The 15,388-nt window shown below is 60.9% G+C and carries 12 protein-coding genes; 6 read left to right on the forward strand and 6 right to left on the reverse strand.

Annotated elements, in window-relative coordinates:
* The first annotated feature begins 66 nt into the window (after positions 1-66).
* On the forward strand, positions 67-813 hold the full coding sequence (locus OLZ32_RS10230; RefSeq protein ID WP_264420872.1) for a GntR family transcriptional regulator: 747 nt from the start codon (positions 67-69) through the stop codon (positions 811-813).
* 148 nt (positions 814-961) lie between these two features.
* Here OLZ32_RS10230 and OLZ32_RS10235 read toward each other — a convergent pair whose 3' ends face one another.
* Positions 962-1,855 (reverse strand): LysR family transcriptional regulator, encoded by an 894-nt coding sequence (locus OLZ32_RS10235; RefSeq protein ID WP_264397075.1) that lies wholly within the window; start codon positions 1,853-1,855, stop codon positions 962-964.
* 137 nt (positions 1,856-1,992) lie between these two features.
* Between OLZ32_RS10235 and OLZ32_RS10240 the strand changes: the two genes are divergently transcribed.
* Positions 1,993-3,651 carry a carboxylesterase/lipase family protein gene (locus tag OLZ32_RS10240; RefSeq protein WP_264420874.1) on the forward strand — a complete coding sequence of 553 codons (1,659 nt, stop codon included), beginning with the start codon at positions 1,993-1,995 and terminating at the stop codon, positions 3,649-3,651.
* Between the two features lie 84 nt (positions 3,652-3,735).
* On the opposite strand, the gene OLZ32_RS10245 is transcribed toward OLZ32_RS10240, so the two are convergent.
* Positions 3,736-4,386, reverse strand: coding sequence for a GntR family transcriptional regulator (locus OLZ32_RS10245; RefSeq protein WP_003545936.1), 651 nt, complete (start codon positions 4,384-4,386; stop codon positions 3,736-3,738).
* A 177-nt stretch (positions 4,387-4,563) separates the two neighbouring features.
* Between OLZ32_RS10245 and OLZ32_RS10250 the strand changes: the two genes are divergently transcribed.
* The 3 genes from OLZ32_RS10250 (at position 4,564) to OLZ32_RS10260 (ending at position 9,043) form a co-directional block, all read left to right on the forward strand.
* Positions 4,564-5,988, forward strand: coding sequence for a malonyl-CoA decarboxylase (locus tag OLZ32_RS10250; RefSeq protein WP_264420877.1), 1,425 nt, complete (start codon positions 4,564-4,566; stop codon positions 5,986-5,988).
* Positions 5,985-7,499 (forward strand): malonate--CoA ligase, encoded by a 1,515-nt coding sequence (locus tag OLZ32_RS10255; RefSeq protein WP_264420879.1) that lies wholly within the window; start codon positions 5,985-5,987, stop codon positions 7,497-7,499. Before OLZ32_RS10250 ends, OLZ32_RS10255 begins: the two co-directional genes overlap by 4 nt.
* A 197-nt stretch (positions 7,500-7,696) precedes the next feature.
* The gene (locus tag OLZ32_RS10260) at positions 7,697-9,043 is read left to right on the forward strand and encodes an SLC13 family permease (RefSeq protein WP_264420880.1); all 1,347 of its coding nucleotides are present in this window, start codon (positions 7,697-7,699) and stop codon (positions 9,041-9,043) included.
* A gap of 36 nt (positions 9,044-9,079) precedes the next feature.
* Here OLZ32_RS10260 and pyk read toward each other — a convergent pair whose 3' ends face one another.
* From pyk to OLZ32_RS10280, 4 genes are read right to left on the reverse strand one after another with little or no spacing between them, the layout of a single operon-like run.
* On the reverse strand, positions 9,080-10,519 hold the full coding sequence (gene pyk / locus OLZ32_RS10265) for a pyruvate kinase (protein ID WP_264420882.1): 1,440 nt from the start codon (positions 10,517-10,519) through the stop codon (positions 9,080-9,082).
* A 28-nt stretch (positions 10,520-10,547) separates the two neighbouring features.
* A complete protein-coding gene (locus OLZ32_RS10270) occupies positions 10,548-11,816 on the reverse strand; it encodes a glycerate kinase type-2 family protein (RefSeq protein WP_264420884.1) in 1,269 nt (422 codons plus the stop codon).
* Between the two features lie 6 nt (positions 11,817-11,822).
* Positions 11,823-12,896, reverse strand: coding sequence for a tartrate dehydrogenase (locus tag OLZ32_RS10275; RefSeq protein ID WP_028742767.1), 1,074 nt, complete (start codon positions 12,894-12,896; stop codon positions 11,823-11,825).
* A 28-nt stretch (positions 12,897-12,924) separates the two neighbouring features.
* The gene (locus OLZ32_RS10280; RefSeq protein ID WP_264420888.1) at positions 12,925-14,316 is read right to left on the reverse strand and encodes an MFS transporter; all 1,392 of its coding nucleotides are present in this window, start codon (positions 14,314-14,316) and stop codon (positions 12,925-12,927) included.
* 47 nt (positions 14,317-14,363) lie between these two features.
* Here OLZ32_RS10280 and OLZ32_RS10285 point away from each other — a divergent pair, with 47 nt between their 5' ends.
* A complete protein-coding gene (locus tag OLZ32_RS10285; RefSeq protein WP_222288048.1) occupies positions 14,364-15,278 on the forward strand; it encodes a LysR family transcriptional regulator in 915 nt (304 codons plus the stop codon).
* Positions 15,279-15,388: the final 110 nt, after the last annotated feature.

A 15,388-nucleotide genomic window follows, 5' to 3' on the forward strand; every position in this document is an offset into this window, starting at 1 on the left:
CGTGCTTGGATATCTGGTGATCGATCGAATCCACGCCGGGCCGCCAGAGGCAATTTGGAGACTGCAATGAGGAAGATGCGCCGTCAGAGTGCCAAAGTGATGACAGCGGCCAATGGGCCGGTAGAAAGCACCGATACCAATGACGATGTTTCGGAACGCATCCGCTCCACGCTTGCCGCCGCCATCGGCGAGGGTGCGCTCAAGCCCGGCACCAAAATCCTGGAGGAAGCGATCGCCGAGCATTTCGGTGTCAGCCGAACAGTGGTGCGTGGGGCGCTCGGCGTGCTTGAAAGCGACCACCTGCTGGAGCGGAAGAGAAACCGCGGCACTTTCGTTGCCGAGCCGAGCGTCGAGCAGGCCAGGAGCCTTTTCGAGGCGCGGCGGAAGATCGAGGGCCTGCTGCTCGAACTGGTGATCGACCGCGTCACGCCCGAGCAGCTGGATGCGCTGCAGAAGCTGACGGATGAAGAAGAGCACATCCACCACCACGGCGACGAAAAGTCGAAGACGGTTCTGTCCGGCAAGTTCCACATCGTGCTTGCCGAAATCGCCGGCAACCCCGTGCTGACGGAAGTGCTCGCCAAGATCGTCGCCCGGCTTTCCCTCGTCATGTCCTTGTACGAAGAGGACCGCAAGGACGACTGCGGCGCGGACCATCATCGCATGATCGTTGCCGCCTTGAAGGCGAAAGACCTCGCCAAGGCGCAACAGCTGATGGACCACCACCTCGCCGACATCGAGGGTCGCGTGCGCCTGACCGAAGGGCAGGGCGACCGGCACACATTCCTGGCCGTGCTGGAGAATTTTTCCTGATGGAGACCCGCGCGCATCGCTGATGCTCGCTCTTGCTCCCGGCATGAATCAACAAGAATCCGTCGCTCTACCTTTTTTGACTGTAGCAACTCCGCCAAAGGGCGACGCATAGCCAGGAATTGCCCGGCACGCACTCCGTGCAGGCGCTTCATGTCCGATACCGCAATGCATCCAATAACAGCGCAAACGCCGCAGAGTGCTGTTTGCGACTTGGGTAATAGAGATGGTATCCGGGGAATGGTGGACACCAGTCCGTTAAGACTCGGATTAGTCGTCCGTCGTCCAGGTAAGTCTGCACGTGATCTTCAAGCATGTAAGACAAGCCGATACCGGCAAGGGCGGCATTCATTCGCAGCGAGCCGCTGTTGAACACGACCTGACCATCAACCCGCACTTTCACCGCCTTGCCATCTTTCTCGAATTCCCAGGCGTTGATCGCCTTGGAGGTCGGCATGCGAATGTTGATGCACTTGTGTCGTGTGAGGTCATCCGGGTGTTGCGGTTCTCCGTATCGCGCGAAATATGCGGGAGAGCCGACCACTGCCATGCGGAGATCCGGGCCGATCCGCATGGCTATCATGTCCTTTTCGACCTGCTCTCCAAGTCGCACGCCCGCGTCAAACCGTTCAGCAACCAGGTCAACCATCACCGAGTCGACAATCACCTCGATGTTGATATCGGGGTAGTCGAGGAGAAACTTCTGCAGCACTGGCCAAAGGACCGTATCGGCCGCATGTTGGCTTGTCGTAATCGCGATCCTGCCCGCCGGCCGCTCTCTTAGTTGGGTCAGCGCTTCCAGTTCCGCGTCGATTTCCTCGAAATGGGATCCGAGTGACGTCAGAAGCCGCTCTCCCACATCGGTGGCGGAGAGATTGCGCGATGTTCGCGCCAGCAGCCGCAATCCCAGGCGCTCCTCGAGATTTTTGATCGTCTGGCTGAGTGCCGATTGGGAAACGCCGAGCTTTGCCGCCGCCTTAGTAAAACTTCCCTCACGCGCGACTGCGACGAACACGGCAAGATCATTATAGCTTCTATTGGCCATGCATTAGAATTCCTAATAGGGCCTAGATCATTTCACCATCTTTTCGATGGAAGCAAGCCAAGTTACTCATGATGCCAGACGTGCCTGCCGATTGGTTTCAGTGGCCAGCAAGATGCTAACCACCGATGGAGAGACGCATGAAAACCGGCCGCCAGAACAGACGCCAGTTCCTTTCAATTGCTATGCTCGGCCTCGCCGCACCCATCTTTTTGCGAGGAACCATGGCAATCGCGGCAGACCCGATCACGGTGAAGATCACGAATGGTATCCTGCGAGGCGCAGCAGCAAAGGGGGCGGTGAGCTTCAAGGGTATCCCCTATGCCGATACGACGGCCGGAGCCAATCGTTTCAAGGCGCCGCAGCCCGTACCTCATTGGAGCGGGGAGCGAGACGCCACGCGTTACGGCTCGCTCTGTCCGCAGATCAATACCGGAATGGATGGGGCGATCTTCGAATGGTATAATCAGCAAGAGCCGCTCGGCGAAGACTGCTGCGTCCTCAACGTCTTCACGCCTGACCTGAATGCCAAGGCCAAGCGCCCGGTGATGCTCTATATCCATGGCGGCGGCTATATCAATGGCGGCGGCGGCAGTGCTGGTCTCGATGGCAGCAATCTCGCTCGCTACGGCGACGTGGTCGTTGTGACGATCAACCATCGTCTCAATGCATTCGGCTATACCTATCTTTCGCATCTCGATCCCGAGGCGTTCGGCGATGCCGCTAACGCCGGCAACCTCGATATCATTGCCGCCCTGGAATGGGTGCGCGACAATGTCGAGGCCTTCGGCGGCGACCCCGGCAGCGTGACGGTTTTCGGCCAGTCCGGTGGCGGATCGAAGATCATGACCCTGCTGGCCATGCCAAAGGCGCAGGGCCTCTTTCATCGCGCCATCAGCATGAGCGGGGCGGCTGGGCTCAATGTCGATCCGGCTTCGGCGATGGAACCCTATGTCAACGCGCTCATCAAGGAACTTGGTGTCGATCCGAAAAATCTTGCTGCCATGCAGCAGATTCCGTTTCAGACCGTTCTTGACGCGCGGTCCCGCGCGGTCGTCGCCTCGGGTCTGGAAGGGGCGCGGCCCGTGATCGACGGAAAGCACATCATCGCACAGCCGATGACCCCGCCCGGATTAGCGATGCACATCAATGTGCCGTTGATGATGGGCAGTACCAAGACCGAGGCCAGCCTGTTCTTTCAGAGCGACATGCGGAATTTCAACCTTACTGAGGCGCAAATGCGTGCGCGGATGCGCTCTGTCTTCTCGGTCGATGATGCCAAAATCGATAGCATCATGGCGGCCTACCGCAAGGACGCCCCTGAGATGACGCCTTCGGACATCCTGGTCGCGGTCGCATCGGATGTGCAGTTCCGTCGCCCGCTCACGGAGGCAGCGGAAATCAAGTCGGGCGCATCAGGCCAGGCACCTGTTTATATGTATAATTTCACCTGGACCATTCCGTGGCAGAACGGCGTGCTCGGCTCGCCGCATGCGGTCGATATTCCATTCGCCTTCGGCACGGTGAACGAAGCCGGAGCCATGACCGGAGCGGGTGTTGATGCGATGGAAACCTCGATGAACATGATGTCGGCCTTCGTGAATTTTGCGCGGACGGGCAACCCGAACAATGAGCGCCTGCCCGAATGGAAACCATATGACAGGGGCACGCGGACGACGATGTTGATCGATGCGGATTGCGAGGCCGCCAGCGACTGGCGTGGCGAGGCGCGTCGGGCCATTGCCGACCTGAAGATCGATCCTTTCAATCGTGCCGCGCTTTATCGCTATGCGGCGTGAAAGACCGCTCGCTTAGGTGCTGGGCGATGAGATCGCAGACGCCCCTCGGGTTCGCTGCCGTCTGAGATCACTCACGCTGTCCAATCATCTGACCGCCATGCTTGCGACCAGATCGCTGAACCTCTCTCCCTGAATGCCGACATGGGTCCGCAGCAGGCGGCGGGCTTCATCTCCGTCTCCGGCAAAGATCGCATCGACGATGGCGCAATGTTCTGAGAAGGACGTCGACAGGCGGTTGCGCACGCGCAGCTGGAGGCGGCGATAAGGCCGCAGGCGGCGGTGCAATTGCACACATTGCTCCTCGAGGAATTCGCTTCGGCCGGCCGCATAGATCGCCTTATGGAATTCCTCATTGTCGTAATAATAGGCATCGCTGTCACCGGCAGAGGCTGATTGCTCGCAGCGGCTGTGGGTGGCCGTGATCGCTTCCCGGGAGGCCTTGTCCAGCCGTCGTGCGGCGAGCGACCCGGCCAGGCCCTCCAATTCGGCCATCACCTCGAACATCTCATAGACGCGGTGCGGCCCCGGATCGATGACGATTGCGCCTCTGCGCGGTCGAATTTCGATGAGGCCGATCGCATCGAGCTGCATCAGCGCCTCGCGCACCGGCGTGCGGGAGACCCCGAAACGCGTCGCAAGCACCATTTCGTCGAGCCGCTCACCGGGGGAGAACTCGTTGGAAAGAATTGAATTTTCAATCTCATCGCGAAGCCATCGGCCGACATTCTCGGACATTCGTTTCAATTCCCTCATACATAAAAGCATTTCTTGTATACACGATCATTGACCTCGTGTACGAAGAGTGGCATTCTACATACTACCGGTGAAACCCGACGATGGGAAGCAGCCGTCAAAAACGGCCCGCACCCAGCCGGCCAAACAGAAAATGCCAGCAGAAGAGAGGAGAATGGCATGTCTGAGGCTTCCTTCTTCACCGACATGCTGCAGAGCATCACGGATCGCGGACGCCAGCTTCTGTTTTCCGGCTCCCGCGCCACGCAGGTCGCAGCCAAGGCCGATCTCCAGACACTCTGTGAAATGCTGCTGTCGAGCCGGGGCGAAGCCTCGGGCATGGCGCTTGCTGCCGAGATACTCGATCGCTGGGGCGCGCTCGAGAGCGAGGGCGCGCAGGCATTCCTCGATATGCTGCATGAAAAGTTCGGCCCCGACACGGCCAAGCTCGACCAGACGATCGAAAATTACCGCACCGACAAAAGCTCTGCCGCGATCATTGCGCTCCACCAGGCAGCCGAGCCGCGGCGACAGGAGCTTCTGCGCCGATTGAATCACGCGCCGAACGGCACCGCCAAGCTTGTCCGGATGCGTGAGCAACTGCTTGCTTCCAAAGACCAATCCGCAGGATATCACGCGCTTGACGCCGACTTCACGCATCTGTTCGGCTCCTGGTTCAATCGCGGCTTTCTCACGCTGCGACCCATCGACTGGTCGACGCCGGCCTATATCCTTGAAAAGATCATCAAATACGAGGCCGTGCACGAAATCGCCGGCTGGGAGGAGTTGCGCAGTCGTTTGGCACCGGCCGACCGCCGATGCTTTGCCTTCTTCCACCCCCGATTGGCCGACGAGCCGCTCGTGTTCGTCGAGGTGGCCCTCACACGATCCGTGCCCAGCGCGATCGGAGATGTGCTGGTCGAGGGCAGGGAGCAGATCAATGCCGACGAGGCGACGACGGCTGTCTTCTATTCGATCTCCAACTGCCAGGATGGCTTGCGCGGCATCTCGTTCGGCAACTTCCTGATCAAGCAGGTCGTGGAAGACCTGCGCAGAGACCTGCCCGGCCTCAAGAATTTCGTCACGCTGTCGCCCGTTCCAGGCTTTGCCCGTTGGCTTGCCAAGGCGCGTGCCTCGGCCGCCGACCGGTTGTTGCCGGAAGCGGCCCGCGAAACGCTGATGCTGCTGGACGACGCGAGCTGGCCTGACAACGAGAATACGGCGAGCGAAGTGGAGCGCGTGTTGCTGCCTCTTGCCGCGCGCTATTTCCTGACCGAACGGACGCCGGAGGGCCGCCCCATCGATCCTGTCGCCCGCTTCCATCTCGGCAACGGCGCTCGACTGGAAAGACTGAATTTTCTTGGCGACCGCTCGAGCAAGGCGATGCAGCAGGCCCACGGCCTGATGGTCAACTACCTCTACAAGCTCGACGACATCGTGGCCAACCACGAGGCCCTGGCGCAGCGCGGCGAAGTGATTGCCTCGCCTGCCGTCAAGAGCTTGCTCAACCAGAACGACGAAAGCCGCCGCGGCGGCAATGGCCAGCAAGGCTCCCGGCCATTCGCACAGATAATGAACTCAACGCTTGGAGGAGGGCGAAAGTGAGCAACCATCTTTTCGACGCCATGCGGATGGCTGCGCCCGGTGACGCACCGTTCATCCGGATCGATAGCACGCGCACATGGACCTATGATGACGCTTTCGCTCTTTCCGGCCGCATTGCCGGCGCGATGGACACACTCGGCATTCGCCCCGGCGACCGGGTGGCGGTGCAAGTCGAGAAAAGTGCCGAGGCACTGATCCTCTATCTCGCCTGCCTTCGAACCGGCGCCGTCTACCTGCCGCTCAACACCGCCTATACGCTGGCTGAGCTCGATTATTTTATCGGCGATGCGGAGCCGCGTTTGGTGGTTGTCGCGTCGGCTGCGAGAGAGGGTGTGGAGACAATCGCCAAGCCTCACGGTGCGATCGTCGAAACGCTCGATGCCGACGGCAGCGGCTCGTTGCTGGATCTCGCCCGCGATGAGCCGGCCGACTTTGTCGATGCCTCGCGTTCCGCGGATGATCTGGCTGCGATCCTCTACACGTCGGGAACGACCGGACGCTCCAAGGGGGCGATGCTCACGCATGGGAACCTGCTCTCGAACGCCCTGACCTTGCGAGACTATTGGCGCGTCACCGCCGACGATCGGCTGATCCATGCCTTGCCGATCTTCCACACCCATGGGCTGTTTGTCGCCACTAACGTCACGCTGCTCGCCGGCGCCTCGATGTTCCTGCTGTCGAAGTTCGATCCGGAGGAGATCCTGTCGCTGATGCCTGAGGCAACGATGCTGATGGGCGTGCCGACCTTCTACGTGCGCCTCCTGCAAAGCCCGCGCCTCGACGAGCAAGCGGTCGCCAGCATCCGCCTCTTCATTTCCGGTTCGGCTCCGCTGCTGGCCGAAACCCATACCGAGTTCCAGGCCCGTACCGGTCACGCCATTCTCGAGCGCTACGGCATGACGGAAACCAATATGAATACGTCGAACCCCTATGAGGGCAAACGGATTGCCGGAACGGTCGGTTTTCCGCTGCCTGATGTGACGGTGCGCGTCACCGATCCCGCCACCGGGCTCGTGCTGCCGCCTGAAGAAACGGGCATGATCGAGATCAAGGGGCCGAACGTCTTCAAGGGCTATTGGCGCATGCCGGAAAAGACCGCGGCCGAATTCACCGCCGACGGTTTCTTCATCAGCGGCGATCTCGGCAAGATCGACCGGGAAGGCTATGTCCACATCGTCGGCCGCGGCAAGGATCTGGTGATTTCGGGTGGATACAACATCTATCCGAAAGAGGTCGAAGGCGAGATCGACCAGATCGAGGGTGTGGTTGAGAGCGCTGTGATTGGGGTGCCGCATCCCGATTTCGGAGAAGGCGTAACGGCCGTCGTCGTGTGCAAGCCCGGCGCCGTCCTCGATGAAAAGACCATCGTCAGCGCCCTCCAGGACCGTCTCGCCCGCTACAAACAACCCAAGCGCATCATCTTCGCCGACGACCTGCCGCGCAACACCATGGGTAAGGTTCAGAAAAACATCCTGCGGCAGCAATACGCCGATCTTTACACAAGGAGCTAGAGCAATTCCAGGAAAAGTGTGAAGCGGTTTTCCGTACGGAATTGCGTAAAAACAAAAACTTAGAGCGGCGCTGCGTTTCCATGAAAAGCTGAACCGCTCCAAAGCGACCGCGCCCTCTGGGAGGAGGGTGCGCCGACATCCAGCATCGATCTTAAAACAGCAACTACGGCGCTGGAGGCGTCGGAGGGAGGGGAATCATGGGTATTGAATTACTGGCCATAGGCCTGCTGGTCGCGATGTTCATCATTGCGACGATCCAGCCGATCAACATGGGTGCGCTCGCCTTTGCCGGCGCCTTCGTGCTCGGCTCGATGATCATCGGGATGAAAACCAGCGATATTTTCGCCGGCTTTCCGAGTGATCTGTTCCTGACGCTCGTCGCCGTCACCTACCTCTTCGCCATCGCGCAGATCAACGGCACGATCGACTGGCTCGTCGAATGTGCCGTCCGCCTGGTGCGCGGGCGGATCGGCTTGATTCCCTGGGTGATGTTCCTGGTCGCCGCCATCATTACCGGTTTCGGTGCCCTTGGGCCTGCCGCGGTCGCCATTCTTGCACCCGTCGCGTTGAGCTTTGCCGTGCAATACCGCATCCACCCGGTCATGATGGGCCTGATGGTGATCCACGGCGCGCAGGCGGGCGGTTTTTCGCCGATCAGCATCTATGGCGGTATCACCAACCAGATCGTTGCGAAGGCCGGCCTGCCTTTCGCGCCCACGTCGCTGTTTCTCTCCAGCTTCTTCTTCAACCTGGCGATCGCGGTGCTGGTCTTCTTCGTTTTCGGCGGCGCAAGGGTGATGAAGCAAGATCCCGCATCACTTGGCCCCTTGCCCGAACTCCATCCTGAGGGCGTATCGGAGTCGATCAGAGGTCACGGCGGCACGCCTGCAAAACCGATCAGGGAGCATGCCTATGGCACGGCGGCCGATACCGCGGCGACGTTGCGCCTGAACAATGAGAGAATTACCACCTTGATCGGCCTGACGGCGCTCGGCATCGGCGCCCTGGTTTTCAAGTTCAACGTCGGCCTCGTCGCCATGACCGTGGCCGTCGCGCTGGCGCTGCTGTCACCGAAGACCCAGAAGGCAGCAATCGACAAGGTCAGCTGGTCGACCGTGCTGCTGATATCAGGCATCATCACCTATGTCGGCGTCATGGAGAAGGCCGGGACGGTCGACTACGTGGCGAACGGCATATCCAGTCTCGGCATGCCGCTGCTGGTGGCGCTCCTGCTTTGCTTTACCGGCGCCATCGTCTCGGCCTTTGCATCCTCGACCGCGCTGCTCGGCGCGATCATCCCGCTCGCCGTCCCATTCCTCCTGCAAGGACACGTCAGCGCCATCGGCGTGGTCGCGGCGATCGCGATCTCGACGACGATCGTCGACACCAGCCCATTCTCCACCAATGGCGCCCTTGTCGTCGCCAACGCGCCGGACGACAGGCGAGAGCAGGTGCTGCGACAGCTGCTGATCTACAGCGCCCTGATCGCGATCATCGGCCCGATCGTCGCCTGGTTGGTGTTCGTCGTGTCCGGGCTGGTGTAACGGCGGCTGCCAGGAACCATCGCTTTCCGCCGCAGGTCATGGCCCGCGGCGGCCAACTTCCTCCTTCAACTGAACCACTCTTAAATTGTTCGTCGTTCCCGGCCGGCCGAAAGGGATGCCCGCAACCACGACGATATTGTCTTGGGGGGAGGATAATCCGGATTTGCTCGCCATCTGCCGGGCGTAGTCGACCGTGTCTTCATAGGTGACGATCTCCTTGGAATGGATACTGACAGCCCCCCAAAGAAGACAAAGCTGCCTGGAGACCAGCTCGTCAGGCGTAATGGCAAGAATGGGCAACGAAGGTCGCCTGCGGGCAATTCTGGCAGCGGTCGTGCCGCTGGATGTAAAGGCCGCGATCAGCGGTGCGTTGATGGCTGTTGCCAGGTCGGCAGCGGCGGACGCCACCGCGTGGGGCGGTGACTGTTCGATTTCCGGTTCAGACGCGGCAATCAGCGAGCGGTAGAGTTTGTGGCCCTCGGTACTCCGGATGATGCGGTCCATGATCTCCACCGTCTCGCGGGGAAACCTGCCGGTCGCGGACTCGGCAGACAGCATGACGGCATCTGCTCCGTCATAGATCGCCATGGCGACGTCGGAGGCTTCCGCCCGTGTCGGCGTCGGCGCGGCCACCATCGAATCCAGCATCTGGGTAGCGACGATGACGGGTTTGACGGCAAGGCGGCAGGCGCGAATGAGTTCCTTTTGACGGCCGGGAACCTCCTCTGGCGGAATTTCGACGCCGAGATCGCCGCGCGCCACCATGATGCCGTCCGAAAGACGAATGATATCATCGATCTGATCGAGCGCCGAAGGCTTCTCGATCTTGGCGATCAACCCGGCCCTCTGACTGACGAGTGCGCGCGCCTCGATCATGTCGCTGGCCTTCTGCACGAAGGAGAGAGCCACCCAGTCGACCCCGAGTTCCAGCCCGAATTCCAAGTCGCGCCTGTCCTTCTCGGTCAAAGGCGAGATATCGAGAATTGCCCCGGGAATATTGACGCCCTTGCGATCGGAAATCACCCCGCCGACCACGACCACCGCCATTATCGTTTCAGCTCCGATGCCATCGACGCGGACCCTGACGCGGCCGTCATCGATCAGCAGGTCGTCGCCCGGCTTGACGGCTGCGAATATCTCGCGATGAGGGAGTGGAATGGAATCCGCTATGCCCTCGTCTGTTCCGAGAACGAAGCGGATCCGATCGCCTTTCGAAACCGAAATCGCGCCGTTTCGAATTCGTCCGACACGGATTTTCGGACCCTGAAGGTCCTGCAGGATGCCGATCGGTCTTCCAGCTTCTCTTTCCAATGCGCGGATCGATCTGAAGACAGCCGCATGATCCTCGTGTGAGCCGTGGCTGAAGTTGAGGCGAAACGTGTCGACGCCCGTTTCGAACAGCGACTTCAGCATTTCGGGAGACGCGCTTGCGGGCCCGACAGTCGCCACGATCTTGGCCCTGCGATTGCGATGCATCGAAATTTCCTCAGGCTTGATCGCCGTTTCAGACGACGAGTATGGCGCGGATATCATTGACATTGGTGAGCGTCGGCCCGGTTTTGACCAGGTCCCCGATCTCGTCGAAGAATGAATAGCTGTCGTGCGAAGCGAGATAGGCTCGGGCATCGAGGCCCTTCCTGCGGCCGCGCTCCAATGTATCGGGCGTGACGACTGCACCCGCCGCATCTTCAGTGCCATCGATGCCGTCGGTATCGCCGGCAACCGCCCATATTCCGGCATGTCCCTTCAGGGCCACCGCAAGTCCGAGAAGGAATTCGGTGTTGCGGCCACCGCGGCCTGCGGGTTCGCAGCCGATCGACACCGTCCCTTCGCCGCCCGACAAAAGGACGGCAGGCCCGCGAAGGGGAAGCCCCTTGATCTTTGCGGACAGGGCGATGCCAGCCATCACCGTGCCGAGCTCGCGCGCCTCTCCCTCGATGGCGTCGCCGAGGACAAGGGTTTGCAGGCCTGCATTGGCGGCCGCTTTCGCTGCGCTATCGAGGGCGAGCGAGGGGGCAGCGATGATGCGGACATCGCTTGCGAGATCGGCGGGTTTCGGCGTCTCGCCGCTGCTATCGAGGACGGCGCGTGCCGTATCGGGCAGGACGATCCTGTAGCGGGATATGATGCCGCGAACCTCGTCGATCGTGCTTTCATCGGCGATCGTCGGGCCGGATGCGATGGATGCAGGATCATCGCCCGGCACATCGGAAATGACCAGGGTGACGACTTTCGCGGGCCGGGCGGCCAGCCCGAGACGGCCTCCCTTGATGCGCGAGAGGTGCTTGCGAACAGCGTTCATCTCGGTGATTGTCGCGCCGCTCGCCAGAAGCGCGCGATTGACGTTCTGCTTGTCCGCCAAACTCATGTCGCCCGCCGGAGCGACCAGAAGCGCCGACCCGCCGCCCGAAACGAGAGCAACCACGAGATCCCCAGGTGTCAGCCCGCGAACGGCTTGCAAGACATCGGCAGCCGCCGTTTCGCTCATCGCATCCGGAATGGGGTGCGATGCCTCGATGATGCGGATACGACCCGCGGGCACCGCGTGACCATAGCGTGTTACGACAACACCGGAGACATCGACATCCGGCCAGGCGCTATCCAGAGCCGCCGCCATGGCCGCCGATGCCTTTCCGGCGCCGACGACGATGCATCGGCCCTTTGGCTTGTCCGGAAGGTTTTCGAGAACCGCCCGCTGCGGACTGGCGCTTTCGATCGCTGCATCAAAGATCTGATGCAGCGTTTCCCGTGCTTTCTGATCGGTCCAGGACATCGTCGTTCAGACGTTCGACGCGTAGATCGCATCGACGACCGCGTCGGTGACTTCCTTGGTGTTGGCCGTCCCACCGACGTCAGGCGTCAATATGCCGGCCCCCGTCACGCGTTCGACGGCCCGCATCAGGCGTGCGGATGCATCTGTTTCACCGAGATGGTCGAGCATCTGCGCCGCCGTCCAGAAGGTCGCCACCGGGTTTGCGATGCCCTTGCCGGTGATGTCGAAAGCAGAGCCATGGATCGGCTCGAACATCGACGGGAAGCGGCGTTCCGGATCGATGTTGGCGGTCGGCGCGACGCCGAGGCTGCCTGCGAGCGCGCCTGCAAGGTCCGAGAGGATATCGGCATGGAGATTGGTGGCGACGATGGTGTCGAGACTCCTGGGATTGAGGGTCATGCGGACGGTCATGGCGTCGACGAGCATCTTGTCCCAAGTGACGTCAGGGAATTCCTCGGCCACTTCGGCCGCGATTTCATCCCACATCACCATGCCGTGCCGCTGGGCATTGGACTTGGTGACGACGGTCAAGAACTTGCGCGGCCGGGACTGGGCGAGCTTGAACGCATAGCGCATGATGCGGGTGACGCCGACGCGGGTGAAGATGGCGACTTCCGTGCCAACCTCTTCCGGCAGCCCCCTGTGTGCACGGCCGCCGTGGCCGGAATATTCGCCTTCGGAGTTTTCGCGGACGATAACCCAGTCCAGATCGCCAGGGCCGCAGTTGCGCAGCGGCGGCGTGATCCCGGGCAAAATCTTCGTCGGGCGAACGTTCGCGTACTGGTCGAAGCCCTGGCAGATAGGCAGCCGCAAACCCCAGAGCGTGATGTGGTCGGGAACATCAGGCGCTCCGACGGCGCCGAAATAGATGGCGTCGAACTTCTTCAGCTGCTTCAAGCCGTCCGTCGGCATCATGACGCCGTGCTTCTTGTAGTAGTCGGACCCCCAGTCGAAATTCTCGACGTTGAACTTGATCCCGCCTTCGCGCTTCTCGATGGCAGCCAGGACACGTGTACCGGCAGCGATGACTTCAGGACCGATGCCGTCGGCGGGGATGGTGGCGATTGCATATTCACGCATTGGTATTCTCCGATCGTGTCAGGGGTGATCAGTGTTGACTGGCGGCGCGGGTATCAGTCGTCTTGGGGCCGGACCGTGCCAGGACGAGGGTGAGGATTGCCGAGATCAGCAGAAGCCCGGCGACGAAGTAAAGGCCACCGGCGAAACTCCCGGTCGTGTCCTTGATCCACCCGATCATCGACGGACCGACGAAGCCGCCAAGATTGCCGATGGAGTTGATGGTGGCGATACCTGCCGCCGCAGCCGGGCCGGAAAGGAAGAGGGTCGGCATGCTCCAGAGCGGCGGCTTCGAAGAGCTGATGCCGATGTTGACGAGGGTGAGAGCGATGAGGACGGTATATACGCTGGTCGCACCCGTTGCGAAGGCCAGTCCTGCGGCCGCGAGCAGGCAGGCTCCGACCACGTGCCATGTCCGTTCGCCGGTCTTGTCGGAATGACGTGCCCAAAGGATCATGGCGACCACGGCGAAGATGCCCGGAATAGCATTGATGAAGCCGACCTGGAGCGCCGATAGGCCGAACTGTTTGATGATCTGCGGAGCCCAGATGCCCAGGGTGTAAAGCCCGGCAGAGGTGCCGAAATAAACCAGGGCGAGGGCAATGACACGGATGTCGGCCAGTCCTGCCAGGATGCTGTGGCTGGCCTGGCTTTTGCCCGCCTGCTCCGCATTCATTGTTTTGACGAGCCAGCTGCGTTCTTCGTCCGTCAGCCATTTCGCCTTTTCCGGACGATCGGTGAGATAGAACAGGACGACGACGCCAAGGATGATGGCTGGGGCTGCCTCGATCAGGAACATCCACTGCCAGCCGGCAAGGCCGAGAAAACCGTGCATTTCCATCAGCGCACCGGAGATCGGTGACCCCAGGACCGTGGAGAGCGGTGCTGCGGCCATGAAGATCGCGGTCACGGCGGCCCGGCGGCGGGCGGGGAACCAGAAGCTCAGATAGAGGATGATGCCGGGAAAAAAGCCCGCTTCGGCGACGCCGAGAAGGAAGCGCAGGGCGTAGAAGCTGGTGGTCCCCTGCACGAAAGCCATGAGGCCCGACACGATCCCCCAGGTGATCATCACCCGGGCGATCCAGATGCGGGCGCCGACCTTGTTGAGAATGAGGTTCGAGGGAACTTCGAAGAGGAAGTAGCCGACGAAGAAGATGCCCGCACCGATGCCGAAGACGGTCGACGAGAAGCCGAGGTCCTGGTTCATCGTCAGGGCGGCAAAGCCGATATTCACGCGGTCGAGGAACGCGATGAAATACAGCAGCATGATGAACGGTACGATGCGGAATGTGATTTTGCGCAGGACGCGCGTTTCCAAGTCGTGAGTCACGACGGTCTCCTCCCAGATTGGACGATAAACGAAGCGCACCTCCTGCGCTTGCGAATATCTATGACCACCGTCGGCTTGATCCTCAAGCGACACAGGAATATATAAAAATTTGATATAATCGAATTCTGGAGCAGAACTTCGTGGACCTGAACCAGCTTCGATGTTTCGTGTCGGTAGCGGACGAGCTTCATTTCGGGCGGGCCGCTCAAAAGCTTGGCCTCCTGCCGGCGTCGCTATCGAGGCACATACGCCTGCTTGAAGAATCCCTTGGGACGCGGCTGATGGCGCGAACGACACGCAGCGTGTCGTTGACTGAGGACGGCCTCGTCTTCCTGGAGGGCGCGCGGGAGATTCTGGTCAAGACCGAAGCTCTTCAGCAACGGTTCCACACTTCCCGCCAGGCAAGAGCGGATGTGCTGCGGATCGGGGCGATCGACAGCGCGGCCGCAGGGCTCGTCCCCATGCTGCTGCACGATTTCCGCCAGCAATGTCCCGACGTCTCGACGCAGTTGTCGGAAGACAAGACGATCAGGCTGATCCCGAAACTTCTGTCGGGTTCATTGGATCTGGCATTCATCCGCGCTCCCGATATCGTCGATCCCAAGCTGAAGACGATGTTTCTCTTCCATGAGACTGCGGTCGTCGCCATGTCCGAGAACCATCGGCTGGCTTCGAGGGCCAGTGTGAGAATCGAAGATCTTGCCGACGAACCGTTGATCGTCCCGGAGCGGCGGTCGCGCCCGCATAGCCATGACCTGACGATGAAGCTGTTCATCGAGGCGGGACTGCAGGCACGGGTGGCCCAGCTTGCCGAAGAAAAGCAGACGATCGTCAACCTCGTGGCTGCGGAGATCGGGCTGGCGATCGTACCCCAATGGACATCACGGCTCGCCGTCAGCGGCGTCCGTTACATCGCTCTGGATATGGGAGGGACGGCGGCGATGAACAAGCTTCCCCTATCGGTCGCGTGGTTGAAGGGCGTCCGCGACCCGGGACGGGACCGCATTCTCGCAATGCTTCAAGACAAGCTGGCCCACTATGCCGAGCTTGCCTGACACGGCGCATCCAGTGCGTTTCACCCTTGAATGTGTTTGGACAAGGCTGAAGCACCATGCCCGGTCAAAGAGTGCGCTTGTTCGAAACTTCGCTTGATGCTAGGAAATTT

Origin of the sequence: Rhizobium acaciae, assembly GCF_025941625.1 — a bacterium.
In the GTDB taxonomy this organism is placed as follows: domain Bacteria; phylum Pseudomonadota; class Alphaproteobacteria; order Rhizobiales; family Rhizobiaceae; genus Rhizobium; species Rhizobium acaciae.

What these genes read in the sequence shown, in the direction of transcription:
- OLZ32_RS10240 (WP_264420874.1), top strand. Translation starts at nt 1,993, where the DNA reads ATGAAAACCGGCCGCCAGAACAGACGCCAGTTCCTTTCAATTGCTATG.
- OLZ32_RS10245 (WP_003545936.1), bottom strand. Translation starts at nt 4,386, where the DNA reads ATGTCCGAGAATGTCGGCCGATGGCTTCGCGATGAGATTGAAAATTCA.
- OLZ32_RS10235 (WP_264397075.1), bottom strand. Translation starts at nt 1,855, where the DNA reads ATGGCCAATAGAAGCTATAATGATCTTGCCGTGTTCGTCGCAGTCGCG.
- pyk (WP_264420882.1), bottom strand. Translation starts at nt 10,519, where the DNA reads ATGCATCGCAATCGCAGGGCCAAGATCGTGGCGACTGTCGGGCCCGCA.
- OLZ32_RS10250 (WP_264420877.1), top strand. Translation starts at nt 4,564, where the DNA reads ATGTCTGAGGCTTCCTTCTTCACCGACATGCTGCAGAGCATCACGGAT.
- OLZ32_RS10270 (WP_264420884.1), bottom strand. Translation starts at nt 11,816, where the DNA reads ATGTCCTGGACCGATCAGAAAGCACGGGAAACGCTGCATCAGATCTTT.
- OLZ32_RS10260 (WP_264420880.1), top strand. Translation starts at nt 7,697, where the DNA reads ATGGGTATTGAATTACTGGCCATAGGCCTGCTGGTCGCGATGTTCATC.
- OLZ32_RS10275 (WP_028742767.1), bottom strand. Translation starts at nt 12,896, where the DNA reads ATGCGTGAATATGCAATCGCCACCATCCCCGCCGACGGCATCGGTCCT.
- OLZ32_RS10230 (WP_264420872.1), top strand. Translation starts at nt 67, where the DNA reads ATGAGGAAGATGCGCCGTCAGAGTGCCAAAGTGATGACAGCGGCCAAT.